The sequence below is a fragment of the Rathayibacter sp. Leaf296 genome, assembly GCF_001423045.1.
Lineage (GTDB): Bacteria > Actinomycetota > Actinomycetes > Actinomycetales > Microbacteriaceae > Rathayibacter > Rathayibacter caricis.
This window is the reverse complement of record NZ_LMNR01000001.1, coordinates 416,453-440,949: the sequence shown is the minus strand read 5'-3', so window position 1 is coordinate 440,949 and position 24,497 is coordinate 416,453. Positions and strand designations below refer to the sequence as shown.

Below are 24,497 nucleotides of genomic sequence, written 5' to 3'. Positions count from 1 at the left end.
CGTGCGTACAGCGCGAGGGGGCCGCACGGCCTCCGTCATCACGACCGCCGCACTGCTGGGAGCACTCGCGTTCCCGAGCGCGGCGGGGGCCACCGAGATCCTCGAGGCACTCGCCTCCGAGGCGACGCCGACCGCGGTCGCGCCGGTACTCGAGCCCACGCCGACCCCGATCGCCACCAGCGACCCGGAGCCGACGAGCACTCCGGAGCCGACGAGCACTCCGGAGGCGACGAGCACGCCCGAGCCGGCTCCGGTGCCGACCAGCGCTCCCGAGGCGACGACCGCGCCCACCGCGGCGCCGGCCGCTCCTGCGGCCGCGACTCCGGTCCTGACCCTCACCCGCACGACGTACACGGCCGGATTGGAGCCCCGCGAGGGCGACCTCGGCTGGGGCGACGGGATCAACGCCCTCCTCACCGGATTCGCCCCGGACTCGATCGTCACCGTCTCGCTGATGGACGGGCCGACCGAGGAGGCCCGCACCGAGTCGATCGTCTCCACGTCAGGAGTTGCAGCGGTCACGGACTGGTCGCCCTCGACCCTCACCGACGGCACCAGCCTGAACCCGCACCTCCCCCGACCCGGTGAGCGGATCACCGTCGTCGCGACCGGCCTCGACGCGGCCGGGCAGAGGGTCTCCTCGAACGCCGCGCCGCTGACGATCCTGCAGCCCGACCCCGCCGTCACCTTCTGGGTCGAAGAAACGTTCGGAATCCCTGCCGGCACCGAGATCGGCGTCGCAGGATTCCGGGTGTTCGGAGCGGTCGGCGTCCTGAGCGGCTTCGATCGCGACGAGACGGTCACGACGACGCTCACCGCTCCCGACGGCACGGTCACGACGATCGTCGGCGAGTACTCCAATCCGCTCTACGGCGAGGCCGCCGTGCCGCTGACCGAGGACACGATGGCCGACCAGTTCGGCACCTTCACCGTGACGGGCGTCGGAGAGACCAGCGGGCGCACCGTCTCGGCCTCGCTCGTGCAGGTCGCCGGCGACCCCGGTATCCGCATCTGGCCGATCCAGGCTCCGTTCGAGCCGGCTCCCGGTGACGGACAGCCCACGAGCGGCGGATGGGTGTTCGGCTTCGCTCCGAGCGAGAGCGTGACCGTGACGATCCACTCCGTCGACGGCACGCGCCAGCGCCTGGCCGACGGCGGCACTCGCCTGTCGTACACCGTGGATGCGGTCGGCTGGACCCCGATCGCGATCGGCGAGTACCCCCTCGCCGACCCCGAGGCCGAGGTCTACTGCGTCGTCGCCGTCGGCGCGAGCAGCGGCCGCGTCGCGAGCACGGCCTACGACTACGGGACGACCGAGGCCGACCCGATCGCGGAGGGGGCCGACTGCTCGGTCGCCGAGGCGGCGGCCCGCGCCGGCGCATCGACGGGCGCGGGCACCGGCTCGGGCACCGGAGTCACGGCAGGCCGGCCGGTCCTCGCCGCGACGGGCGTCTCGCCTGCGGCTCCCCTCGCCCTCGCGGCGTTCGGGATCCTCAGCGGACTCGCGCTGATGATCACGCGCCGCCGCCGCGCCTAGCGGTCTCGGCACTACCGGAGGGGCGTCCCGAGAGGGGCGCCCCTCCGTCGTTCCCACTGGTGCGCCGCTCGAGGCGCAGCGCTCAGAGGTCGCGCGAGAAGCAGAGCGACCACTCGCCGCCGATGTAGGCGCCGAAGAGCGGGACGGACGTGTAGCCCTCGCGCTCGTAGAAGCGGACTGCGTCGGGCTGCCGGGTGCCGGTCTCGAGGACGAGTCGCGTCGCTCCGAGCCCAGCCGCGAGCTGCTCGAGCCGGCGGAGGACGAGGGTCGCGACGCCGGAGCCGCGCGCCGACGGGTCCACGAACATCCGCTTGACCTCGATCACTCCGGGGCCGAGCACCGAGTCGGCCAGCGGTCGGAGGCCGCCGCAAGCACGTGCTGTGCCGTCGGCGTCGCGGGCGACGACGAACACGGGGACGTCGGCGGCGGAGGGAGGCACGCCGGGCTCGTGGTCGGTGCTGCCGTAGCGCTCGTCGAGCTCGACGCGCTGGGCGGCGCGGAGTGCATCCGCGTCGGGATGGTCGTAGGGGATCGTCTCGAGCTGCCAGGTCATGGGCGCCTCCGTTCGGGCTTCACCGTAGCGGGGGGCACGGACGTCAGGCGGCCGGGAAGGCCCGGCTGCGGGTGGTAGCCCTCCGACCCCGTCCCGTGGCAGGGTCGGGAGCGCCGACGAGAGGACGAGGATGTCGAACGACCGAGCACTGCGGGTGGCACTCGTGGGGACCGCATTCATGGGCAGGACCCACTCGCACGCCTGGCGCACCGCCGGCCGCTTCTTCCCCCTGCCGCTCCAGCCCGAGCTCGCGGTGCTCGTGGGGAGCAACCCCCGGACGACCCGCGAACGCGCCATGGTCCTCGGCTGGAGCGAGTCCTCGACCGACTGGCGCGCGGTGATCGAGCGCGACGACATCGATCTGATCGACATCTGCACCCCCGGGGACACGCACGCCGAGATCGCGATCGCGGCCCTCGAGGCGGGCAAGCACGTGCTCTGCGAGAAGCCGCTCGCCAACTCCGTCGAGGAGGCCGAGCGGATGGCGGCCGCCGCGCGCGCCTCCGACCGCGTCGCGATGTGCGGATTCAGCTACCGCCGCACGCCCGCGCTCGCCCTCGCCAAGCGCTTCGTCGACGAGGGCCGGCTCGGGGCGATCCGCCACGTCCGCGCGCAGTACCTGCAGGACTGGCTGCGCGACTCCGAGGCGCCGCTGACCTGGCGCCTGCAGAAGGACCGCGCCGGATCGGGCGCACTGGGCGACATCGGCGCGCACAGCATCGACACGGCGCAGTGGCTGACCGGCCGGCGCATCTCCTCCGTCTCGGCCGTGCTGCGCACCTTCACGACCGAGCGGCCGGTGCTCGCCGAGCAGTCGGGTCTCGGCGGGCGCGCCGAGGAGGGCGCCGAGCGCGGTCCGGTCACGGTCGACGACGCCGTCGCGTTCACGGCCGCGTTCGAGGGAGGCGCCCTCGGCGTCTTCGAGGCGACCCGCGTCGCGACCGGCCGCCGCAACGCCAACCGCATCGAGATCGACGGCGAGACCGGCTCGATCGCGTTCGACTTCGAGCGGATGAACGAGCTCGAGTACTACGACGCGCGCGACGACGACGAGGCGCAGGGGTTCCGGCGCATCCAGGTGACCGAGCCCGCGCACCCGTACATGGAGGCGTGGTGGCCCACGGGGCACGGCATCGGCTACGAGCACCTCTTCACGCACCAGGTCGTCGACCTGGTCGAGGCGATCGCGGGCGGCACCCCGGTGGCTCCGACGTTCGACGACGCGCTCGACGTGCAGCGGGTGCTCGACGCGGTCTCGACGAGCGCGGGGCGCAACTCCGAGTCGACGAGCGTCGCGCGGGGATCCGGTCCGGTCTGACCCTCGCGGCGGGGCAGCCGATCGGTGGACCTTCCGCCAGCCGACCGGCCGGAGTCGCGGAGCCGGTCTCGCCTCGTGAGGCGAGCTTGCGCCATAATGCGCCTATGAGCAAGAAGATTGACGCGGCCCACCAGGCACTGGTAGCAGCCCTCGACAAGCACGCCCGACTCGTCTCCGACAAGGACTCGAGCCCTCGGAAGGTCGAGCGCGCCGGCGCCGAGCTGCGCTCCGCCACTAAGGCCTACGCCGCCCTCGTCTCGGCCCGCACCGGGTCGGCGAGCCCGTTCGCCGACCTCGCGGACCCGCGCCTGGACCAGCCGACCATCGCGTCGCTCCGGGCCGAGCGCGATGCGATCGCGAAGCGCCTGGCGAAGCACGAGGCCGCGGAGGCCGAAGCCCTCGCGGGCTGACCCTGCTCCCCCGGCGGCGCGAGTCGTCGTGTTACGCGCATGTTTCGCGTCCACCGCGCGACATCCGTACCGTGGTCCCCGGGATCCGCGTCGACGCGGCGTCGTGCGATCGGAGGCCGGTCGCAGCGCCGGCGGTGATCAGCACCGCCCGTGGTCGCCGCTCCGTCAGCAAGCAGCACCGAGCGGATCCTCTCCACGGAAGGATCCACACAGCATGTCCCTGCGCACGACGCTCCTCGCGACCACCGCGATCACCGCCTCCGCCCTCCTCCTCGCCGGCTGCTCCGCCTCGGCGGGCGAGAGCGACACCGTCCGCATCGGCGTCGTCGGCGCCAGCGACCCCTACTGGGCCACCTACGAAGAGGCCGCGGCCGACGCCGGCATCGACGTCGAGATCGTCGACTTCAGCGACTACAACCAGCCCAACCCGGCGCTGTCCGAGGGCGAGATCGACCTCAACCAGTTCCAGCACATCGTCTACCTGGCGCAGTACAACACCTCCGCCGACGAGGACCTCGTGCCCATCGGCGCGACCGCGATCTACCCGCTCGGCCTCTACTCCACGCAGTACGACAGCGTCGAGGACATCCCCGAGGGCTCGACCGTGGCCGTCCCGAACGACGAGAGCAACCAGGCCCGCGGCCTGCTCGTGCTCCAGTCGGCCGGTCTGATCGAGCTGAAGGACGGCGGCAGCATCTTCTCGAGCGTCGACGACGTCGACACCGCGACGTCGAAGGTCGAGGTGACCGCCCTCGAGGCGTCGCTGACCCCGACCTCGCTGCCCGACGTCGCCGCCGCCATCATCAACAACGACTTCATCGAGAACGCCGGCCTCGAGGCCACCGACGCGATCGCGACGGACGACCCGAGCGACCCCAACGCCCTCCCCTACGTCAACGTGTTCGCCGCCCGCTCCGAGGACGCCGACAACGAGACCTACAAGAAGCTCGTCGACATCTACCAGAGCAGCCAGGCCGTGCTCGACGGAGTGTCGGAGCAGTCCGGAGGCACCGCGATCTTCGTGAAGACGCCCGCGGACGAGCTGGAGGCCTCGCTCGAGACCGTCGAGGCGGACACCGCCGCGCAGGGCTGATCCGCCGCGAGCTGATCCGTCCTCTCCTCGCGACGGGATCCCCTGCTCCGGCGGGAGATCCCGTCCGTCCGCCGGGACACCGGCACCCCCGCCCGAACCGTTCGAAGGGAGCGCCGTGCCGCTCATCCGCCTCACCGACGTGAGCAAGGTCTACCCGCCCCTGTCCCGCGGGGCGACGGCCTCGACCGCGGTCGACGGCGTCAGCCTCGACATCGAGGCCGGCGACGTCCAGGGCGTGATCGGCTACTCCGGTGCCGGGAAGAGCACGCTCGCGCGCCTCGTCAACGCGCTCGAGCCCGCCTCCTCCGGCAGCATCGAGATCGACGGCCGCGACATCGTCGGCCTGCCCGAGCGGGAGCTGCGCCGCATCCGGCTCGGCATCGGCATGATCTTCCAGCAGTTCAACCTCTTCGGCTCGAAGACGGTGTGGCAGAACGTCGCCTACCCGCTGCAGGTCGCCGGCACTCCGCGCGCCGAGCTGAAGACCCGCGTCGACGAGATGCTGAGCTTCGTCGGCCTCTCGGACAAGGCACGCAGCCACCCGGAGCAGCTCTCGGGCGGGCAGAAGCAGCGGGTCGGCATCGCCCGTGCCCTCGCCGCCTCGCCGCGCATCCTGCTCGCCGACGAGGCCACCAGCGCTCTCGATCCCGACACGACCGGCGAGGTCCTGGCGCTGCTCCGGCGCATCAACGAGGAGCTCGGGGTCACGATCCTCGTCATCACGCACGAGATGGACGTGATCCAGCAGCTCGCGACGAAGGTCGCCGTGATGGAGTCGGGCCGCATCGTCGAGCGCGGCGACGTGTTCGACGTGTTCTCGGCTCCGCGCGAGCCGGTCACCCGGCGCTTCGTCTCGACGGTCGTCCGCTCCGTCCCCTCCCCCGCCGAGGCCGCCGTGCTGCGGCAGCGCCACCGCGGCCGGCTCGTGACGCTCTCGTTCTCGGACGGCTCCGCCTCGCAGGGCGACGTCTTCGCCGACATCGCCGCCGCGGGCGTGCCGCTCGAGCTGGTCTACGGAGGCATCACCGACGTCCGCGGACGCGCCTTCGGCCACCTCACGGTCGCCCTCGACGCGTCGGACGACGTCGTCGAGCCCCTTCTCGCCCGCCTCGGCGCTCGCGTCGGCCTCACGGAGGTGCCCCGATGAACGCCCTGATCGAGCTGCTCCCCGAACTCGCGAAGGCCACCGGCGAAACGCTCTACATCGTCGCCCTCAGCCTGCTCTTCGGCGGGCTCGGCGGCCTGCTGATCGGCCTCGGCCTCGCACTCACCCGCGGCGGCGCGCTGTTCGCGAACCGCCTGGTCTACGGACTGCTGAACGTGATCGTCAACGTCTTCCGACCGATCCCGTTCATCATCTTCATCGCGGCCGCCCAGCCGCTCGCGCGCCTCGTGGTCGGCTCGGGGATCGGCACCGACGCGATCATCTTCTCGCTGTCGCTGGCCGCCGCGTTCGGCATCGGCCGCATCGTCGAGCAGAACCTGCTGACCGTGCAGCCCGGCGTGATCGAGGCCGCGCGCTCGGTCGGAGCGAGCCGGCTGCGCATCGTCCGCACCGTGCTGCTCCCCGAAGCGCTCGGCCCGCTGATCCTCGGCTACACCTTCGTCTTCGTCGCCATCGTCGACATGTCGGCGGTCGCCGGCTACATCGGCGCGGGGGGCCTCGGCAACTTCGCGATCCAGTACGGCTACCGCCAGTTCGAGCCGGTCGTGACGTGGGGCGCGGTGCTCGTGATCATCGTGATCGTGCAGCTGGTGCAGCTGCTCGGCAACGTGCTCGCGCGGCGGGTCCTGCGGCGCTGAGGGGCGGAGTGACGGGGCCGGTCCGAGCGCACGGCCCCGCGCCTCGTAGGCTCGTCGCACCATGACCTCCGCCACCGTCCCCACCGTCGTGGCCGTGCTGGTGCTCGCGCTGGTGACGACGGCGATCGCGGCCGCGCTGCGCCTGGAGCGTCCCGGTGCCCAGGTGGTCGCGATCGCGCGGGCCGCGCTGCAGCTCGGACTCCTCAGCCTCGTGCTGCACGGCATCATCGAGGATGCGCGGCTGGTCGCCGCCTTCCTGGTGCTGATGCTCGTCGCCGCGACCTGGACGGTGCGTGCCCGGTCGGGCCTGGACCGCCGCGGTCTGCGGACCTTCGTCGTGCTCCTCGCCGCGGCGGGCGTCCCTCTCGCGGTCGTGGTGGCGACGGGCGCCGTCGGAGCGGAGCCGCGCTACCTCCTCGCGACCGGCGGCATCGTGATCGGCGGCGCGATGACCGCCGCGTCGCTGATGGGACGCCAGCTGCGAACCGGTCTCGCCGCGGGGACGGAGGAGGTGGAGGGCTGGCTCGCGCTCGGCGCCACGCCGCGCCGTGCCGCCGTGCGCCTGGTGCGCGCGGCCGCCTCGACGGCGCTTGCCCCGGCGACGGACCAGACGCGGACGACCGGGCTCGTCACCCTGCCGGGAGCCTTCGTCGGCGCGGTGTTCGCGGGAGCGTCCCCGCTGGAGGCCGCGCAGTTCCAGCTCGTCGTGCTCGCCGCGGCCCTCGCGGCGGGCGCCGTCGTCGCGGCGACGACCGCGCTGCTGTTCGGCGCGCCGCGGCGGCACCCGGGGTAGGGCGGGGGCTTCTGGAGACGGGGGTCTCGATACGCGGCGTGCCGCCGCTACTCGACCAGCAGGGAATGCGCGCCGCTGCACCCACGCTCTACGCCGTCCCTTGCTGATCGAGTAGCCCGCGCAGCGGGCGTATCGAGATCTACCCCCTTGGACACGCGGGTCTCGATACGCGGCGTGCCGCCGCTACTCGACCAGCAGGGATGCGCGAAGCCGCGCCCACGCCCTGCGCCCCGCATCGTCCCTCGCTGATCGAGTAGCCCGCGGGAGCGGGCGTATCGAGATCCGCCTCGCCCGCGAGTCGACGCCAACCGGGCTTCGACTGTCTCTGTGCGCCCGCTCCGCGACGAGTCCCCCTCCGCCGCCGCGGTGAGTGGACGCGAACAGGGCACCGGCGGGCGGGCAGGGCCCGTTGCGCGTCCACTCGGAGGAGCGGCGGGACGACGGAGGGGCCGGGCCGCCGGCGGGGAGCGGTGGCTCCCCAGTCGGCGGACCGGCCCCTCGGGGTCGGCGCGCGAGCGCTAGTAGCGCGGCTTGCGGTCCGGGCGCTCGGACGAGCGGGACGGGCCGGAGGGGCGTCCGCCGCGGTCGGCGCCGGCGCGGCTCGGGCGGCGGTCGGGCTTCAGCTCGATCAGCTGGCCGCTGATGCGGGTGTCGGCGAGACGGTCGAGCACGTCCTGGGGCAGGTCGGCCGGCAGCTCGACGATCGAGAAGTCGGGGCGGATGTCGATGTGCCCGAAGTCGCCGCGGTTGAGGCCGCCCTCGTTGGCGAGCGCGCCGACGATCTGGCGAGGCTCGACGCGCTGGCGGCGGCCCACCTCGATCCGGTACGACGCGAGGTTGCTGTTCGCCGGGCGCTGGCGGCGCTCGGGACGCTCGCCCCGGTCGCGGTCGAAGCGGTCGCCGCGCTCGGGGCGGTCGCCCCGGTCGGGACGCGGCTCGCGGTCCTCGCGCTCGCGCCGGGCGAAGCGGGGGTCGTCGGGCGAGAGCAGCAGAGGCTCCTCGCCCTGGGCGACGATCGCCAGCGCCGCGGCGACATCCGACTCGACGACGTCGTGGTGCTCGACGTAGTGGCCGATGATGTCGCGGAAGCGCTGCAGACGCTCGGAGTCGGCGAGCGCCGCGGTGATCGCGTCGTCGAAGCGCGAGAGGCGCGTGACGTTGACGTCCTCGACGCTGGGCATGCGCATCTCGGTCAGCGGCTGGCGGGTCGCCTTCTCGATCGCGGCGAGCAGGCGGCGCTCGCGCGGCGTGACGAAGCTGATCGCCGCTCCGCTGCGCCCGGCACGGCCGGTGCGGCCGATGCGGTGCACGTACGACTCGGTGTCGATCGGGATGTCGTAGTTGACGACGTGGCTGATGCGCTCGACGTCGAGACCGCGGGCCGCGACGTCGGTGGCGACGAGGATGTCGAGCTTGCCCGACTTCAGCTGCTCGACGGTGCGCTCGCGCTGGGCCTGGGCGACGTCTCCGCTGATCGCGGCGGCGGTGTAGCCGCGGGCGCGCAGCTTCTCGGCCAGCGTCTCGGTCTCGCTCTTGGTTCGGACGAAGACGATCATGCCCTCGAAGTTCTCGACCTCGAGGATGCGGGTGAGCGCGTCGACCTTCTGCGGGTACGACACCATCAGGTAGCGCTGCGTGGTGTTGACGGAGGTCGTGGTCTTGTTCTTGACCGTGATCTCCTCGGGCTCCTTGAGGTACTTGCCCGAGATGCGGCGGATCTGCGAGGGCATCGTCGCCGAGAACAGCGCGATCTGCTTCTCGACGGGGGTGTCGGCGAGGATCGTCTCGACGTCCTCCGCGAAGCCCATCTTGAGCATCTCGTCGGCCTCGTCGAGCACCAGGTACTTCAGCGCCGAGAGGTCGAGGGTGCCCTTCTCGAGGTGGTCCATGATGCGGCCGGGCGTGCCGACGACGACGTGGACGCCGCGACGCAGCGCGGAGAGCTGGGTGCCGTAGCCCTGGCCGCCGTAGACGGGGAGCACGTGCACGCCGCGCAGGGCCGACGCGTAGCGCTCGAACGCCTCGCACACCTGGAGCGCGAGCTCGCGGGTGGGCGCGAGCACGAGGGCCTGCGGGGTCTTCTGCGAGACGTCGAGGCGGGAGAGGATCGGCAGCGCGAACGCGGCCGTCTTGCCGGTGCCGGTCTGGGCGACGCCGAGGACGTCGCGGCCCGAGAGGAGGGACGGGATCGTCGCGGCCTGGATCGCCGAGGGCGTCTCGTAGCCGACCTCCTTGAGAGCCTTGAGGACGGGCTCGCTGAGGCCCAGGTCGGAGAAGGTGAGCGAGCGGGGCTCGTCGGAGGCCGCGGCGGCGGGAGCGGCGGGGGCCTCGGTGGTCGGAGCCTCGGAGGCGTTCTGAGCCGCGGTCGCGCTCTGATCCTCGGGGGCGGTATCGGGTGTTTCGGTTGACGCCATGGTGCAACGGTAGGCCGTCGAGGCCCTCCGCGGTGGCCGCATCGCCCTGATCGGCCCGGATCGTAGTCGATCCGGGGGCCTGTGGAGGCGACTCGGAGGTTCGCGGCGCCGATTCCGGTGCGCGACGGGCCTCCCCCGGCCGTCGGGGTCCGTGCCTGATCCGTCACGAACGGTCGCCGGCGGGCGATCCGCACGGCCGATCGCGACGGATCGGAGCCGCGTCGCCGCGCAGCCCACCCTCGCTCGGATCCGTCACGTACGGCCGCCGTCCGCTGCTCCACGCGACCATCCGCGACGGATCGGAACCGCATGACTGCAGAACTCACGGTGCGGCCCGCCGTCACTTCACTCCCATCCGTCACGGACGGTCGCCGTAGACGGCTCCACGCGACCGTCCGCGACGGATCGGAAGTGCACGACCGCAGAGCCCGCCGCACGGCCCGGCCGTCGCCCGGCCCGCCCGCGTCAGTAGAACTCGACCGTGTCGACGCGGTTGATCAGCTCCTCGCCGTCGAGGAACCGCGTCGCGTTGCGCGCGAAGAGCTCGGCGATCAGCCGGTCCTCGGCGGCGTTCAGCGCCGCGGTGTGCGGGCTGATCAGCACGGCCGGATGCGTCCACAGCGGGCTGTCCCCGGGGAGCGGCTCCTGCGCGGTCACGTCCAGCACCGCGCAGCCGACGCGGCCGTCGTCCAGTGCCGCGAGCAGCGCGTCCTCGTCGATCACGGTGCCGCGGCCGACGCTGACGAGCGTCGCTCCCGGTCGCAGCGCCTCGAAGAACTCGGCGCCGACCAGCTTCTCGGTGGCGGAGGTGCCGGGCAGCGTCACGACGACCCCGTCGATCCGCTCGGCCACCTCGGCGATCGCGTCGGGCCGCACGATCTCGTCGACGTGCTCGACGGAGTCCTCGTGCCGGCTCGTGCCGATCACCCGCGCTCCCAGGCCGTGCAGCTTCTGCGCGGTGGCCCGGCCGATCGTGCCGAGTCCGACGATGAGGATCGTCTGCTCCGAGATCAGGCCCATCGTCCAGCGCGAGCCCCACTCCTTCCGCTGCTGCAGCTCGTGGAGCCTCGGCAGCGACTTGGCGCCGGCGAGCAGTCCGAACACCGAGAACTCGGCGAGCGGCTGGGAGTGGACGCCCGCGCTCGTCGAGAACGCGATCCGCTCGAGCGCGTCGGAGTCGAGCCCCGCAGCCTTCACCTGGCCACCGCCGCCCGCCGGCATCGTCTGCACCCAGCGCAGCGACGGATTCGCGGCGACGGTGCGCGCGAGGGCCGACGGCGTCTCGTCCGGGACCCCGTAGAGGACCTCGGCGGAGTCGACGAGCTCGTCGAACGCGGCCTGCTGCTCGGGAGTGCGCTCGAAGGCGGGATCGCCGCCGTGGTCGCCGGGGTGGCGCATCGGCGGGAGCAGGCTCTGGTCGGCCACGAAGTCGAGGCGCGGCTCGAGCTCCACCACGCGGGCGATCAGCTCGTCGCTGATCGGGGTGGCGGCGACGACGCGGAGGCGATCGGTCATGAGGAGGTCCTTCGGTCGGGGTCGGAGGGGGCCGAGCGGAGCGGCCGGGGTCGGAGGAGTCGGGTCGGAGCGGCCGGGTCGGAGCGGCCGCATCAGAGCACTCGCGCGGTCCAGAGGATCCCGCGCTCCACGAGCGTGCGCACCGTCGGATGCCGCAGCACCTCGACGCTGTGCCCGGGGGTGCTCACCGCGATGCGCCCGCGCCCCCAGTCCCGGGTCCAGACCGCGGGTGACGTGACGGGGCGGTGCCACTCCTGCCACGCCTCGGCGGGATGCGTGGTCGTGGCGAGCACGTCGCTGAGGTCGTCGTGCAGCACCCAGTACTGCTCGGTCACGAGCTCGAAGTCGTCGAGTCCGGCGGTGATCGGGTGCTCGAGCCCGGTGAACTCGATGCGGTGCCGACGGAACGCGTCCTCACTTCCCTCCGCCACCGCGGGGTGCGTGGCGAACTGGCCGCCGACGAGCTGCAGGTAGTCGGAGGAGGCGCGGAAGGAGTCGGCGATGCCGCCGTGCCAGCCGGTGAACCCGGTGCCGCCGGCCACCGCGGCGCGCAGGCCCGCGATCGCGGCGGGCGACGCCTCCGACATGGTCACGCACTGCACGACGACGTCGAGGCCCGCCATCGCGTCGGCATCGGCGTAGACCTCGGGCGAGTCCTCGACGCGGACGGCGAAGCCCTGCTCCTCGAGGAAGGGGAGGAAGAGGTCGGTCGCTTCGACCGGCTGGTGCCCCTCCCAGCCGCCGCGCACGACGAGTGCGCTCCTGGTCCGCGTGGTGTCCGGCATGCTCGTCCTCTTCCTCGTCGACGTCCCTCGACGATGCCATGCCGGGTGCCGCAGGCGCGCGCGCACGGGGCGGATCCTGCGGTTCCGGGACGGGAGGCGCGCACAGCATCAGCTGAGGAGGGGGTCTCTCGGCTGTCAGCGGTCAGAGCCCCCTCTCGGCTGAGGTTCTGCAGGGCTCGTCGCCTCGCGTGCTGCGGCGATCCGGGCCTCCGCCGCCCGATCTCCGCATTCGAAGTCGTAGAGTGGGCGCACAGCCGCAGATGCGGAACCGCACCGACCCGAGGATCCCCATGCTCCGAGTCCGCTCCCTCGCCGCCCTCTCCGCGGCGGCCCTGGCGGGCTCCCTCGCCGGCTGCGCCCCCTCCACCGACCCCGGCGCAGCGCCCCAGCCCCGCAGCATCACCGTCTTCGCCGCCGCCTCCCTCACCGGCGTCTTCACCGAGCTCGCCGACGAGTTCGAGGCCGCGAACCCCGGCACCACGGTCGAGCTCTCGTTCGCGGGCTCGTCCGATCTCGCCACGCAGATCGAGAACGGCGCACCGGCCGATGTCTTCGCCTCGGCCGACACCGCGACGATGCGGACGGTGCAGGAGGCGGGGCTCACCGCCGCCGATCCCGTGCCGTTCGCGACGAACGTGCTCGAGATCGCCGTGCCGCCGGGGAATCCCGCGGGGGTCCGCTCCCTCGCCGACCTCGCCCGCGAGGGCGTGGCGACGGTCGTCTGCGCACCGCAGGTGCCGTGCGGAGCCGCGGCCGACGCCGTCGAGCGCGCGGCGGGCCTCACGATCGAGCCCGTCAGCGAGGAGTCGTCGGTCACCGACGTGCTCGGCAAGGTCCGCTCGGGCGAGGCCGACGCCGGTCTCGTCTACGTCACCGACGTCCGGGGCGCGGGCGACGACGTGGTCGGCGTGCCGTTCGCCGAGGCCGAGCAGGCGGTGAACACCTACCCGATCGCTCCGCTCACCGACTCCGAGGCGGCCGCCGCGTTCACCGCGTTCGTCACCGCGGACAGCGGCCGTGCGGTCCTCGACGCGGCCGGCTTCGGCGCTCCCTGACGACCGCCGTCAGCGCAGCAGCCGCCGGCCGAGCGCCACGGCAGCCAGGCCGCCGAGCACCCAGGGCCCCGCGACCAGCAGCGGATCCAGCAGCTGGTGCCGCACGTCCGAGCGGCCGCGCCGCGACGCGATCGGATGCGCCTCCAGCTCGGAGAGCACGCCCGTCTCGGTGACGGGGTTGTCGGGCCGCAGCGTCGCGAGGGAGCGCAGGTGCGCCCCGGTCGCGTCGACCCGGTCGCCCAGCACCAGCAGCAGCCAGTGGGCCGCGCGCCCCTCGCTGAAGCGGTCGTAGGCGTAGCGGCGGATCGCTCCCGAGACCCCGTGCAGCGGCTGCGCGGTGCCGAAGACGGGCGGAAGCTCCTCGTGCTCGATGCTCTTCTCGCGGTACTCCCCCGGATCCATCGGCTCGGGCTTGTGCCAGTGCGCCCCGGTCTCGAGATCGAAGCGCTCGCGCGGGAACGAGGGCCGGTCGGCCGGGTCGAGGTCGGCGCCCCAGCCGGGGATGCGGGCGCGCAGCTCCTCCGCGGTCGGCGGCGGGATCGGCTTGTCGGCGGTGTACGGCACGGTGACCTCCTACGGCACCACGACGGTCTTGATGCAGCCGTCGAGCTTGGACGAGAACAGGTGGTACCCCTCGGCGATGTGCTCGAGTGGGATGCGGTGCGTGATCATGTCGCTGGGCTTCAGGTACCCCGCCCGGATGTGCTCGAGCAGGCGCGGCCACTGGCGCTTGACCGGCGCCTGGTTCATCCGGAGCGTGAGGCCCTTGTTCATCGCGTCGCCGAACTTCACGGCGCTGAAGAGCGGACCGTAGGCGCCCATCACCGAGATCGTGCCGCCCTTGCGCACGCCGTCGATCGCCCAGTTGAGCGCGACCGGCGAGCCGCCCTGGAGCTTGAGCTTGGCCGAGGTGACGTGCTGGATGAGATTGCCGTCGGCCTCCGCCCCGACCGCGTCGATGACCACGTCGGCACCGAGTCCGCCGGTCGTCTTCTTCAGGTGCACGACGATGTCGTCGTGCTCGAGGTAGTTCACCGTCTCGGCGAGCGCGAAGTCGCGCGCCTTCGCCAGTCGGTACTCGAGCTGGTCGACGACGATCACGCGACCCGCTCCCATCAGCCAGGAGGAGCGGGCGGCGGCGAGACCGACGGGGCCGGCACCGAGCACCACGACCGTGTCACCCTCGACGATGTCGCCGAGCTGCGCGCCGAAGTACCCGGTCGAGAACGCGTCGGTCAGCAGCAGCGCGTCCTCGTCGGGCAGCCACTCCGGGATCACGCTCGGCCCCACGTCGGCGAACGGCACGCGCACGTACTCGGCCTGCCCGCCGTCGTAGCCACCGGTCGAGTGCGAGTAGCCGTAGATGCCGCCGATGGCCGTGGCGTTCGGATTCACGTTGTGGCAGTTGGAGTAGAGGCCGCGCGCGCAGAAGAAGCACGTGCCGCAGTAGATGGTGAACGGCACCATCACGCGGTCGCCGACCTTCAGGTTCTGCACCGACGAGCCGACCTCGTCGACCACTCCGATGAACTCGTGGCCGAAGGTGTGGCCGATCCTCGTGTCGGGCATGAGCCCGTGGTACAGGTGCAGATCGGAGCCGCAGATCGCGGCGAGCGTCACCCGCACGATCGCGTCGTTCGGGTGCTCGATGCGGGGCCGGCCCTTCTCCTCGACACGGATCTTGTACGGACCCCGGTAGGTCATGGCTCGCATGCGTCCTCCTCCTCGACGCCGACAGCCTCCGTCGCGCTCCCGCCGGAGCTGTAGGGGGTTGCCATCGCCCGGCCACCCGTGGGAGCGTCCGGGCGTCTCCGCGTCCGCGGTCCTAGACTCGTCCTCATGCCGCAGATCCGGATCCGTGACGCCGCCGCCGCCCTCGGAGTTAGCGATGACACCCTGCGCCGCTGGATCGACAACGGGGTCCTCGAGAGCGGCAAGGACGCCTCCGGCCGCCTCGTCGTCGACGGACTCGCGGTCGCCGAGCTGGCCCGGGCGAACGCGGTGCTGCCGGAGGATCCGTCGCCCGTCGCGCGCTCGGCCCGCAACCGCTTCGTCGGCATCGTGACGAGCATCGTGATGGACACCGTGATGGCGCAGGTCGAGCTGCAGTGCGGACCGCACCGCGTGGTCTCGCTGATGAGCAGCGAGGCGGTGCGCGAGCTCGGCCTCGAGCCCGGCTCCCCCGCCACCGCGGTGGTGAAGGCGACCACCGTGATCGTCGAGACGCCGCTGCCGCGCACCTGATGCGCACCGGATCCGCGCCGCCGCGCTGGGTCGTGGCCCTCGCCGCGGTCGGCGCACTGCTGGTCCTGCTGCCGCTCGTCGCGATCCTCGCGCGGGTCGACTGGCCGCGCTTCGTGCCGCTGATCACCTCCGACTCGTCGGTCGCGGCGCTCCTGCTGAGCCTGCGCACGTCGGCCGCGGCGACCCTCCTGTGCGTGCTGCTCGGGACGCCGATGGCGCTGGTGCTCGCGCGCACTGCGTTCCCCGGGCAGCGGATCCTGCGCGCGCTCGTGCTGCTGCCGCTCGTGCTGCCGCCCGTGGTCGGCGGCCTCGCGCTGCTGTACACCTTCGGCCGGCTGGGCCTGCTGGGCGGCGCGCTCGAGGCGGTGGGGGTGCGGATCGCGTTCTCGACGACCGCCGTGGTGCTGGCGCAGACGTTCGTGGCACTGCCGTTCCTGGTGCTGAGCCTGGAGGGCGCGCTGCGCACCGCGGGGGCTCGCTACGAGGCGGTCGCCGCGACGCTCGGCGCGTCTCCGGGCACCGTGCTGCGCCGGGTCACCCTGCCGCTGATCCTGCCGGGGCTGGCGAGCGGAGCGGTCCTGTCGTTCGCGCGGGCGCTCGGCGAGTTCGGCGCGACGCTGACCTTCGCGGGCAGCCTCGAGGGAGTGACGCGCACCCTGCCGCTCGAGATCTACCTGCAGCGCGAGAGCGATCCCGACGCGGCGGTCGCGCTGGCCCTGGTGCTCGTGGTCGTCGCGGTGCTGGTGATCGGGCTGGCGTACGGCCGGCGGGAGGCGCGACCGTGACCCTCCGGTTCGACGCGCGCCTCGCCTCCCGCGGGTTCGACGTGGCGCTCGAGGTCGCCGACGGCGAGACCGTGGCGGTGCTCGGGCCCAACGGCGCCGGCAAGTCGACCCTGGTCGAACTGCTCGCGGGCCTCGTGCGCCCCGATGCGGGCAGCGCTCGCCTGGGCGACTCCGTCCTCTTCGGGCCGGGTGCGTGGACTCCCCCGCACCGTCGCGGGGTCGCCCTGCTCGCGCAGGATCCGCTGCTGTTCCCGCACCTGAGCGTCCGCGAGAACGCCGCGTTCGGTCCGCGCAGCGCGGGGGTGGGCCGGGCGGAGGCGCGCGCGCGTGCCGAGCGCCGCCTCGCCGACGTGGACGCGCTGCCCCTCGCCGATCGTCGGCCGGGGACTCTGTCGGGCGGGCAGGCCCAGCGCGTGGCACTGGCGCGCGCCCTCGCGACGGATCCGCGACTCCTCCTGCTCGACGAGCCGATGGCCGCGCTCGACGTGCGGGTCGCACCGGTGCTGCGGCGGATGCTGCGGACCGTGCTCGCCGACCGCACCACGATCCTCGTCACCCACGACGTGCTCGACGCGTGGACGCTCGCGGACCGCGTCGTCGTGATGCACGAGGGGCGCGTGGTGGAGGAGGGGCGGACCGCCGACGTGCTCGAGCGGCCGCGCACGGCGTTCACCGCCGAGCTGTCCGGGCTGCGCCTCGTGCGCGGGGTGCGGACGGCCGCGGGGCTGCGGCTGGAGGACGGGCGCGAGATCGCGGGCGTCTCGGATGCTGCCGTGGGGTCGGCCGTAGCCGCAGCGGTGCGCCCCTCCGCCGTGACGCTGGGCGAGGGCGGGCTGCGGGAGGAGATCGTCGACCTGGAGCCGCGCGGGGACGCGGTGCGGGTGCACGGGCGGGTGCTCGCGGCCGACGTGACTCCGGCGGAGGCGGCGCGGCGCGAGCTGGCCCCGGGGGTCGAGGTCGGGTTCGTGCTGGAGCCGGTCGAGCTGTACGCGGTGTGAGCTAGGTCTTCAGACCTGCATCCAGGATCCGATCCCGGCGCGGCGGCGCCGCTCGGCGCGGTCGACGAGCACCTCCTCCTCGGCGCCCGGCCCCCAGAGCCCGCTCTTCGACACCATCGTCTGCGCGGCCGTCCGCACGTCCTCCATCGGATCGTCCACGAGCGACTCGGCGAGCGCTCGAGGGGCCCCTGCGCGGTAGAGGACGGCCCAGCGGACATCGGCGGAGCGGTCGCGGGCAGCGACGGCGAGGTGCTCGGCGTCCGGGAAGCTGAGTCCGGAAGCGACGGCCGTGCAGCGCGCGCGGCGATCGGGGTCTCTCAGCAGGGCATCGACGTCCGTCCGATCAGCGCGCGGATTGGCGGCGCACCACCCGCGGACACTCGGCCTCTCGTCGCGCAGCAGCAGATCGAAGAGGTCCCGGTAGCTCGTGATCTGCGCGAGCATCTCCCGCGACTCCGCCATGCCGTCGCGCACGAGGAGCTCCTGGGAGGCACGACTCGGGATCCGCCCCGTCGCGCAGGCAGCGCTGACGAAGACGAAGCGCACCCACGGGTCCGGTGATCGGACGAGCTCGGATTCGAGCACCTCCCTGTCGACGGCGGTACCGGCGGCCGTGACGCGGACGAGGTGGTCGTCGTCGCCGAGCAGCACCGTCAGCAGGTCGTCACTCACTCCGGGATTCTCGGCGACCGCCACTCGCACCCGAGGAGACGCGTCGGCGGCGAGCTCCCGCCGCCGAGCGGGGGAGGTCGTCGAAACGGCCTCCGCGACGAGCCCTGCGACGACTCTCCGAGCGCCCGTCATCGTCCGCGCCTCTGCACTGCCACGACGTCATCCTCGCACCGGTCGCGGCTCGCCCCGAAGGAGTGCTCGTGTCCGCTAGGCGGCGGGAACCGGGCGCGCAAGGGGCGCGGGCACCCGGTGACGGCGGGCGGGGTGGCCCCTACGGTGGGCACATGACCGACTCCGGCTCCCGCGCCCTGCACCACGACGTGCTCGTCATCGGCGGTGGCAACGCCGGGCTCTCGGTGGCGGGGCGGCTGCGACGCTACGGAGTGTCGGACGTCGCGGTGATCGAGCCGCGCACGACCCACTACTACCAGCCGATGTTCTCGCACGTCGCCGGAGGCACGGCGCCGGCCTCGAAGGCGACCCGTCCGCAGGGCGAGGTGACACCGAAGGGCGTGACGTGGATCCGGGACCGGGTCGCGACGATCGATCCGGTGGCGAAGACGGTGACGCTCGAGGGCGGGCGCGCGGTCGGCTACGGCCAGCTCGTGGTGTGCCCGGGCATCCGGAAGGACTGGGACGCGGTGCCCGGCCTCGTCGAGGCGATGGAGTCGCCGGTCGGCATCTCGAACTACGAGTTCGAGTACGCGCGGAAGGCGTCGAGCGTGCTGCGCGACGTCCACTCGGGAACCGTCGTCTTCACGCAGCCGAGCGGACCGGCCACCTGCTCCGGGGCCTCGCAGAAGCCGATGTACCTGGCGTGCGACTACTGGCAGAAGACGGGCGTGCTCGACGACATCCACGTGGTGCTGGTCGTGCCGACGCCGACCCTGTTCGGCATGCCGCTCATCGACGCCGAGCTCGAGCGCAAGGTCGCCGAGTACGGCATCGAGGTGCACTACGACCGCGAGCTCGTCGAGGTGGACGCCGCGTCGCAGACGATCGAGCTCGCGGGCGAGGACCGGCCCACCGCACTGCTCGGACCCGATCACTCGACGTCGCTCGAGGGCCTGGAGGGCGACCACCGCGAGACGCTGGCCTACGACGTGCTGCACGTCGTTCCTCCGCAGTCGGCGCCCGCCTTCCTCGAGGGCTCGGGCCTGACCGACGGCGGCTTCGTCGAGGTCGACCCGCTGACGCTGCGGCACGTCCGCTTCCCGGACGTCTGGTCGCTCGGCGACGCGGCCGCGACGACCAACTCGAAGTCGGGCGGGGCGCTGCGCCCGCAGGCGAAGACGCTGGCGAAGAACCTCATGGCCGCGCGGAAGGGGAAGCCGCTGCCGATGACCTACGACGGCTACTCCGTCTGCCCGTTCGTCGTGTCGCGGAAGACCGTCGTGTTCGCCGAGTTCGACGACCGCTACCGCCCGAAGCCCACGATCCCGTTCTGGAAGGGGCTCGCGAAGGAGCGTCGGGCGACGTTCCTCGCGGACCGGTTCGTGCTGCCGTGGGTGTACTGGAACCTGATCCTGCAGGGGCGGGCGTGAGCACCGATCGCGCGGCCGCCACGCCGGCGTACACGACGACGGTGGTGCTGGCCGTCACCGGCCTCGTGCTCGCGCTGTTCCCCGTCTTCGACGTCGCGGGGCTGGTGCTGAGCGTCCTCGCGTTCCGGAAGAGCCGCCGTGACGGCGGGCCGCGCGGGCTGGCGCTGGCGGGGATCATCGTCGCGTCGGTGACGATCCTGCTGTTGGCGGCCGGAGCGGTGCTGCTGGGGACGCTGTTCGGCGGGCTCTTCGCGACGTGCGCGGAGCTGGGCGAGGGCGTGCATGTGGTGGACGGGGTGACGTACACCTGCTCGTGAGGCGCTGACTCGCCACTTGCAGCACGAGTTGTAGCTTGGGCGCATCACTTCCTCCGCTTAGTGGGCGTCCGATGGTCTGCCGGCCGCCAACTGACGAACCGCGAAAAGCATAGATCGCTAGCGCGAATCTCGAGCGCGATCTAAGATCACGCGAAGAGGTCGAAAATCGAACACGATGAACAGAGCGAGTAATGATGAGTAGACCAAATCACTTTTCCCTCGCGTCAAGCATCCTTACGCTTTTGGGGATGCCTGATTTGCTAGTAGGGTCTGTCAGCCTTGCGGGCGAGGCAGCGAGCTCTAATCGAGCGCAGAAAAGTCGAAGTTTGGCCTTTAGTCTGGCGGCAGAAAAAGCCGCCTCCAGACTGGCCGATCAACCTGGCGAGTACTCGCAAGTAACCGACGCTGACAAGCAGGCGTCCATCGCCTACCTCACGAGCGCAATCGATCGAGCCGACCGAAGCAACTTACTCGGTAGCGCACTCCTAGCCGAAGGTCATTTCCGAGTCGAACTACTTGGACAAGTGGACGCAAGAGTGGACGGCCTTAGCCAAGAAGGGCAGTTCTACCTCGACGCTCTGATCGCAACAACGCACGGAGTCGTGCGTTCTCTCTCAATAGACTCGGACGTAGTCGGGGCCAGCGTAGTAGCGATGATGCAGACCGTAGCCCCTCTGGTGGATGCGAGCACTACACGTGCCGAAGTCGAAGACTTGATCACACAAGCCCTACAGACGATTGAAGACGAAAGACCAGTTGCCCTCCGCGTGGCAGGTCGAAGACCACGAGTCATATCAACACCGGTGGCTCGAGATGAGTTGCTAGCCCTAGAGAAAGCTTTCGTCGCCGACGACCGAGCAACTATTTGCTCCTTGGGAGGAATGCGAGGAATCGGTAAGACGCAACTGGCTGCGCTGTTCGCAGAGCGCTGCGAGAACGCCAGCTGGGCCTTTGTCGGTTGGGTGACAGCATCGTCGAGAACTCAAGCGATAGCAGACTTAGCTGCCATGGCCTGGAGCGCAAAACTGCTCAGGTCCGACGCTAGCGCCGAAGAAGCTGCTCAGATGCTTTTGACGCACTTGTCGAATCTTTCAGGAGACCGACTGCTCGTCTTCGACAACGTGGAAGCGTTCGAAGACCTAAATGAGCTTCTACCGTCCGGCGCCGGCATTCGAGTCCTTGTGACGACAACAGTGGTCGATTCAAACTTCGGGATAAAGATCGCCGTACAGCTATTTGATGAAAAACAATCCGTAGCTCACCTGGAAAACGGGACAGGACTCCGGGACGACGGGCGGGCTGCGCCTATCGCCACCAAACTAGGGTATTTACCGCTTGCTCTAACTCAAGCAGCGACGACCATCCGCCTCCGCGACTACACTTATGGCGAATATCTCGAAGCGCTGAATTCCTCACAAGCGCTCGATTCCCTTTTCCTGAGCGAAGGCGGAGACCCGTACCCTCTTCACGTTACGCGCGCGCTCAGACTTGCCGAGCAGTCTGTCCTCGACTGCATGCCGACTGACGCCATTCGCTCAGCGGCTAGGCGGATCCTGGAGGCCCTGGCGCTTCATGGCGGTGGCTCCGTTCCGAGAAAGTGGCTATATGCACTGGGCGAGCAAGAAACAGCTCGTGATGCTGTCGGCATACTTGTACGGGAGTCGATCCTTACGCAAACTGTTGATCGCACAGTCTCCTTGCATCGGCTTTTCGCGCGCTTGGTGAGGGACGACGCGCGTTTAGGAGAGTATGAAGATGAATCATTAGATTCCGCGCTAAACGTTTTCGGAACCGCGATATCGATCGCAGTTCAGCAACTTCGCGATGCGCAACACCAGCGAGCGCGGGTCGCTTTGAGAGAGCTGGGCCAGAGTCTTACGGACCTAACTCCTCAGAACGAGTTGAGGACGCTCTGGAATTCGCCCGCTGTGCTCGGCATCGTCCTTGAAGTGCAGAGACTACAGAATCAAATTTCGGATCCGGGCCCAGCCATGGCCCTGTCAAGATACTTAGACATCGCCGAGGGGCACTTGGGCAAAACCCATAAACTTGTAATGAATATTCGTGACGCTCTAGCCGTATCGTACCTGCATGGCGGGTTCACGACTAAAGCCTTGGCTCTTCATGAAGTAAATCACTCGGAATGGAGAAAGCTCGAATCGAGTAGTGATCCAGACGCGATCCATGGACTCAACAACTATGCCCTCGCTCTCGAACGAGATACCCAGTTTTCACAGTCGATATCCATTTACCTTGAGATCCTACCGATTGCCGAGCGGATACATGGCACGAACGGGGAAGTTGTTCTTAATATTTTGAACAACCTCGGCGGCGCCTATGAGAGAAGTGGTAACGCTGGGCAGGCGATCTCGATTCACCAGAGAGTTCTCAAGGGGCGCGCCGCATTGCTGGGAGACCAACATAAGGATACGCTTACAAGTCAGAATAATTTAGCAAATGCCTACTTCTCGTCTGGGAGTGTCGATGTCGCGATCGATCTATATAGGAGCACTCTCGGTACTCGAGAAAAGGTTTACGGACTGGATCATGCACATACCATCACAAGCAGGAACAGCCTTGTCGGAGCCTATATTCGACTCGACAGGGGTGCAGAAATTGTGACCTTATGCGAGGAAGCCTACGAAATAGCTCAGATGGCGCTGGGTTCGAGCCACCCGGCGACCATCACGGCGATCGGAAGTTTAGCTGCAGCATACCGTTCAAGCGGCAACTTTTGGAAAGCATTGAAGCTGCTAAAAAGGCAGCTTGAATATTGCGTAAGCACCTTCGGCCCCGCCAATCAGATGACATTCGTGTCTCGAAATAATCTGGGGGAAATTTTCCTTAGTGCGGGCAATGCGGTGAAGGCTGTACAACTTTTTGAGCAAAACCTGGCGATCGCTCAGTCATCGTCGGAACTGTCGGCTGACGTAGAACGAGCCGCGAAGAATCTTGCGTTGGCGCGGACTCAACTGTGACCGCAGGGCGCCGGCCGAGACCGCGGCCGCCACGCACCCGGCCCGGCCAGCCGAAGCGGCGGCGCTGCACACGTACCTGATGAAAGACTTCGTCGCGCTGGCCCGCGAGGGTTGCCACTACAAGATCGAGTTCGAACGGGTCTCGACGCGCTCTTCGACGGTGTAAAGGTGTGGCGGGCGGGATGACGATCGGAACACTGACCTGCCTGCATCGGTCTCAACCGGAGGGTCCCACTGGTGAAGCACCGGCAGGAGTCGGACGGTCGCGGACGGCATTCGAAGGGCGGCGTGTGCGCAGAGCGGGCTCCTCGACAGTCGCGGCTACCGGACCGGTTCCGAGCGGGCCGGCGAGGTCGGCACCTCCCCCGGGAAGGCTGTGGCACAGGCAGGCGGTCGCGCGACAGTACCCGCCAGCAGAAGGGCCGATTACTCAGAAGAGCGATAGAATAAAATAAATACCGTTTGGAGGTCGAGATGGTGGATACCGCGCCGAGTCCGTTCACCCCTGGCTACGGCAGGAAGCCTGCCGTCTTCGGCGGTCACGGGGAAGAGCTCACCGAGCTCCGAGCGGTGTTCGACACGCTCGACTTCGGCGAGAACCACTCCGTTCTCGTCTCGGGTCTGCGCGGCGCAGGCAAGACCTCGTTCCTGACGACTCTTCAAGACGACGCGCGTGACGCCGGTTGGCTGGTCATCAGCGACGACGCCAGCGCCGGTTTGATGGGACGGGTCATGGACTCGACCATCCCGGCGCTCATCAACGAGATGACCCCGGAGAGCCGCACTCGTCTGACCTCGCTCGGGGTCTGGGAGATCAGCGCGGAGATCGAGTACGTCGACCGGCACCGCGGCGTCAAGCCGCAGCTGCGCACCGACCTCGTCGCCCTGTCCTCAGCGCTCGGCGCGAGCGGCGGCATCCTCATCACCATCGACGAAGTGTCCTCCGGCAAGGTGCGCCTGCGTGAGCTGAGCCGATTCGCGTTGCAGGTCTCGCACGCACTCCAGGACGGCGCCCAGATCATGGTCGTCTTCGCCGGAGTGAGGGTCAGCCTCGACGCTCTCCTCGCCGAAGAGCACACCACCTTCCTCCGGCGCTCTCGTGAGGTCGAGTTCCAGCGCTTGTCCGCGCCTGAGACCAGCCGCGTGTTCGTGGAGACCGCCGGCCTCGGCGGCCGCCGCATCGAGAGCGACGCACTGAAGAAGCTCGTCTCCCTCTCCCAGGGCTACCCGTACCTGGTGCAGCTGGCCGGCGACTACGCCTGGCGCAACGATTCCACCTCACCCGCGATCACCCTCGCCGACGCCGTCGTCGCCCACGACAAGGCCATCAAGGCGGTCGAGAGCCGCGTCATCAGCCGCGTCTTCGGGGACCTCTCGGACGTCGACCAGAAGTTCCTCACTGCGATGGCGGAGAACGACGACCGCACGAAGGTCGCCGACATCGTCAAGCAGATGGGCGTGTCCGACGCATATGTCCAGGTGTACAAGAAGCGGCTCATCGAGAGCGGCTACGTCCATGCTGCCGGACGCGGGTACGTCCAGTTCTCCCTGCCCTACCTCGGCGCCTACATCCGTCGCCAACTCGCCGCCGAAGCCCGCGATGACAGCGGCAACGGCGGCTGGGACGCCTACCCCGCACCGGATCTGCCCTCCTGAGCCGGTCACCGCGTCGCCGCGCGGCCT

Annotated in this window: 21 protein-coding genes and 1 pseudogene; 15 read left to right on the top strand and 7 right to left on the bottom strand. The window is 70.3% G+C overall.

Annotated elements, in window-relative coordinates; genetic code table 11:
* Nucleotides 1-1,537 (top strand): annotated as a pseudogene (locus ASF46_RS01850) (hypothetical protein); the annotation flags it as partial.
* An 82-nt stretch (nt 1,538-1,619) separates the two neighbouring features.
* On the opposite strand, the gene ASF46_RS01845 reads toward ASF46_RS01850, so the two are convergent.
* On the bottom strand, nt 1,620-2,090 hold the full coding sequence (locus ASF46_RS01845; protein WP_056866185.1) for a GNAT family N-acetyltransferase: 471 nt from the start codon (nt 2,088-2,090) through the stop codon (nt 1,620-1,622).
* Between the two features lie 130 nt (nt 2,091-2,220).
* Between ASF46_RS01845 and ASF46_RS01840 the strand changes: the two genes are divergently transcribed.
* From ASF46_RS01840 to ASF46_RS01815, 6 genes are all read left to right on the top strand, one after another.
* Complete coding sequence (locus ASF46_RS01840) at nt 2,221-3,408, top strand: Gfo/Idh/MocA family protein (protein ID WP_056866184.1); 1,188 nt, start codon at nt 2,221-2,223, stop codon at nt 3,406-3,408.
* A gap of 104 nt (nt 3,409-3,512) precedes the next feature.
* Nucleotides 3,513-3,818, top strand: a complete 306-nt coding sequence (locus tag ASF46_RS01835) for a hypothetical protein (RefSeq protein WP_056866183.1) — start codon at nt 3,513-3,515, stop codon at nt 3,816-3,818.
* A 214-nt stretch (nt 3,819-4,032) separates the two neighbouring features.
* The gene (locus tag ASF46_RS01830; protein WP_056866182.1) at nt 4,033-4,911 is read left to right on the top strand and encodes a MetQ/NlpA family ABC transporter substrate-binding protein; all 879 of its coding nucleotides are present in this window, start codon (nt 4,033-4,035) and stop codon (nt 4,909-4,911) included.
* A 115-nt stretch (nt 4,912-5,026) separates the two neighbouring features.
* Complete coding sequence (locus ASF46_RS01825) at nt 5,027-6,058, top strand: methionine ABC transporter ATP-binding protein (protein WP_056866181.1); 1,032 nt, start codon at nt 5,027-5,029, stop codon at nt 6,056-6,058.
* Nucleotides 6,055-6,714, top strand: a complete 660-nt coding sequence (locus tag ASF46_RS01820) for a methionine ABC transporter permease (RefSeq protein ID WP_055785834.1) — start codon at nt 6,055-6,057, stop codon at nt 6,712-6,714. The genes ASF46_RS01825 and ASF46_RS01820 overlap by 4 nt, the downstream gene beginning before the upstream one ends.
* A gap of 61 nt (nt 6,715-6,775) precedes the next feature.
* Entirely contained in the window at nt 6,776-7,507 is a 732-nt protein-coding gene (locus tag ASF46_RS01815) for an ABC transporter permease (RefSeq protein ID WP_056866180.1), read from the top strand.
* Between the two features lie 518 nt (nt 7,508-8,025).
* Here ASF46_RS01815 and ASF46_RS01810 read toward each other — a convergent pair.
* The 3 genes from ASF46_RS01810 to ASF46_RS01800 form a co-directional block, all read right to left on the bottom strand.
* Complete coding sequence (locus ASF46_RS01810) at nt 8,026-9,921, bottom strand: DEAD/DEAH box helicase (protein ID WP_082485134.1); 1,896 nt, start codon at nt 9,919-9,921, stop codon at nt 8,026-8,028.
* 465 nt (nt 9,922-10,386) lie between these two features.
* Nucleotides 10,387-11,436, bottom strand: a complete 1,050-nt coding sequence (locus tag ASF46_RS01805) for a D-2-hydroxyacid dehydrogenase (RefSeq protein WP_056867395.1) — start codon at nt 11,434-11,436, stop codon at nt 10,387-10,389.
* A 92-nt stretch (nt 11,437-11,528) separates the two neighbouring features.
* Nucleotides 11,529-12,221, bottom strand: a complete 693-nt coding sequence (locus ASF46_RS01800) for a ThuA domain-containing protein (protein ID WP_056866178.1) — start codon at nt 12,219-12,221, stop codon at nt 11,529-11,531.
* Between the two features lie 290 nt (nt 12,222-12,511).
* On the opposite strand from ASF46_RS01800, the gene modA reads away from it, so the two are divergent.
* A complete protein-coding gene (modA, locus tag ASF46_RS01795; protein WP_056866177.1) occupies nt 12,512-13,276 on the top strand; it encodes a molybdate ABC transporter substrate-binding protein in 765 nt (254 codons plus the stop codon).
* A 9-nt stretch (nt 13,277-13,285) separates the two neighbouring features.
* Here modA and ASF46_RS01790 read toward each other — a convergent pair whose 3' ends face one another.
* Both ASF46_RS01790 and ASF46_RS01785 read right to left on the bottom strand, forming a co-directional pair.
* The gene (locus ASF46_RS01790; protein ID WP_056866176.1) at nt 13,286-13,840 is read right to left on the bottom strand and encodes a hypothetical protein; all 555 of its coding nucleotides are present in this window, start codon (nt 13,838-13,840) and stop codon (nt 13,286-13,288) included.
* A gap of 9 nt (nt 13,841-13,849) precedes the next feature.
* A complete protein-coding gene (locus tag ASF46_RS01785; protein WP_056866175.1) occupies nt 13,850-14,989 on the bottom strand; it encodes a zinc-dependent alcohol dehydrogenase in 1,140 nt (379 codons plus the stop codon).
* 126 nt (nt 14,990-15,115) lie between these two features.
* On the opposite strand from ASF46_RS01785, the gene ASF46_RS01780 reads away from it, so the two are divergent.
* Genes ASF46_RS01780 through ASF46_RS01770 form a run of 3 tightly spaced genes read left to right on the top strand, consistent with a single transcriptional unit; the run spans nt 15,116 to nt 17,303 of the window.
* On the top strand, nt 15,116-15,520 hold the full coding sequence (locus tag ASF46_RS01780) for a TOBE domain-containing protein (protein ID WP_055785804.1): 405 nt from the start codon (nt 15,116-15,118) through the stop codon (nt 15,518-15,520).
* A complete protein-coding gene (locus ASF46_RS01775; protein WP_056866174.1) occupies nt 15,520-16,305 on the top strand; it encodes an ABC transporter permease in 786 nt (261 codons plus the stop codon). The genes ASF46_RS01780 and ASF46_RS01775 overlap by 1 nt, the downstream gene beginning before the upstream one ends.
* Nucleotides 16,302-17,303 (top strand): sulfate/molybdate ABC transporter ATP-binding protein, encoded by a 1,002-nt coding sequence (locus tag ASF46_RS01770; protein ID WP_056866173.1) that lies wholly within the window; start codon nt 16,302-16,304, stop codon nt 17,301-17,303. The genes ASF46_RS01775 and ASF46_RS01770 overlap by 4 nt, the downstream gene beginning before the upstream one ends.
* Before the next feature lie 9 nt (nt 17,304-17,312).
* Here the strand turns inward: ASF46_RS01770 and ASF46_RS01765 are convergent, their stop codons facing one another.
* Nucleotides 17,313-17,975 (bottom strand): hypothetical protein, encoded by a 663-nt coding sequence (locus tag ASF46_RS01765; protein WP_157602150.1) that lies wholly within the window; start codon nt 17,973-17,975, stop codon nt 17,313-17,315.
* Between the two features lie 284 nt (nt 17,976-18,259).
* Between ASF46_RS01765 and ASF46_RS01760 the strand changes: the two genes are divergently transcribed.
* The 4 genes from ASF46_RS01760 (at nt 18,260) to ASF46_RS01745 (ending at nt 24,470) form a co-directional block, all read left to right on the top strand.
* Entirely contained in the window at nt 18,260-19,519 is a 1,260-nt protein-coding gene (locus tag ASF46_RS01760) for an NAD(P)/FAD-dependent oxidoreductase (RefSeq protein WP_056866171.1), read from the top strand.
* Nucleotides 19,516-19,836 carry a hypothetical protein gene (locus tag ASF46_RS01755; RefSeq protein ID WP_056866170.1) on the top strand — a complete coding sequence of 107 codons (321 nt, stop codon included), beginning with the start codon at nt 19,516-19,518 and terminating at the stop codon, nt 19,834-19,836. The genes ASF46_RS01760 and ASF46_RS01755 overlap by 4 nt, the downstream gene beginning before the upstream one ends.
* Nucleotides 19,837-20,084: 248 nt before the next feature.
* A complete protein-coding gene (locus ASF46_RS18680) occupies nt 20,085-22,814 on the top strand; it encodes a tetratricopeptide repeat protein (RefSeq protein ID WP_162240149.1) in 2,730 nt (909 codons plus the stop codon).
* Nucleotides 22,815-23,288: 474 nt separating this feature from the next.
* Nucleotides 23,289-24,470, top strand: a complete 1,182-nt coding sequence (locus tag ASF46_RS01745) for an ATP-binding protein (protein WP_056866168.1) — start codon at nt 23,289-23,291, stop codon at nt 24,468-24,470.
* Nucleotides 24,471-24,497 lie beyond the last annotated feature (27 nt).

Coding starts and splice junctions, on each gene's coding strand:
- ASF46_RS01775 (WP_056866174.1), top strand. CDS start 15,520: ATGCGCACCGGATCCGCGCCGCCGCGCTGGGTCGTGGCCCTCGCCGCG.
- ASF46_RS01805 (WP_056867395.1), bottom strand. CDS start 11,436: ATGACCGATCGCCTCCGCGTCGTCGCCGCCACCCCGATCAGCGACGAG.
- ASF46_RS01820 (WP_055785834.1), top strand. CDS start 6,055: ATGAACGCCCTGATCGAGCTGCTCCCCGAACTCGCGAAGGCCACCGGC.
- modA (WP_056866177.1), top strand. CDS start 12,512: ATGCTCCGAGTCCGCTCCCTCGCCGCCCTCTCCGCGGCGGCCCTGGCG.
- ASF46_RS01830 (WP_056866182.1), top strand. CDS start 4,033: ATGTCCCTGCGCACGACGCTCCTCGCGACCACCGCGATCACCGCCTCC.
- ASF46_RS01760 (WP_056866171.1), top strand. CDS start 18,260: ATGACCGACTCCGGCTCCCGCGCCCTGCACCACGACGTGCTCGTCATC.
- ASF46_RS01780 (WP_055785804.1), top strand. CDS start 15,116: ATGCCGCAGATCCGGATCCGTGACGCCGCCGCCGCCCTCGGAGTTAGC.
- ASF46_RS01745 (WP_056866168.1), top strand. CDS start 23,289: ATGGTGGATACCGCGCCGAGTCCGTTCACCCCTGGCTACGGCAGGAAG.
- ASF46_RS01845 (WP_056866185.1), bottom strand. CDS start 2,090: ATGACCTGGCAGCTCGAGACGATCCCCTACGACCATCCCGACGCGGAT.
- ASF46_RS01815 (WP_056866180.1), top strand. CDS start 6,776: ATGACCTCCGCCACCGTCCCCACCGTCGTGGCCGTGCTGGTGCTCGCG.
- ASF46_RS01810 (WP_082485134.1), bottom strand. CDS start 9,921: ATGGCGTCAACCGAAACACCCGATACCGCCCCCGAGGATCAGAGCGCG.
- ASF46_RS01835 (WP_056866183.1), top strand. CDS start 3,513: ATGAGCAAGAAGATTGACGCGGCCCACCAGGCACTGGTAGCAGCCCTC.
- ASF46_RS18680 (WP_162240149.1), top strand. CDS start 20,085: ATGCCTGATTTGCTAGTAGGGTCTGTCAGCCTTGCGGGCGAGGCAGCG.
- ASF46_RS01800 (WP_056866178.1), bottom strand. CDS start 12,221: ATGCCGGACACCACGCGGACCAGGAGCGCACTCGTCGTGCGCGGCGGC.
- ASF46_RS01785 (WP_056866175.1), bottom strand. CDS start 14,989: ATGCGAGCCATGACCTACCGGGGTCCGTACAAGATCCGTGTCGAGGAG.
- ASF46_RS01840 (WP_056866184.1), top strand. CDS start 2,221: ATGTCGAACGACCGAGCACTGCGGGTGGCACTCGTGGGGACCGCATTC.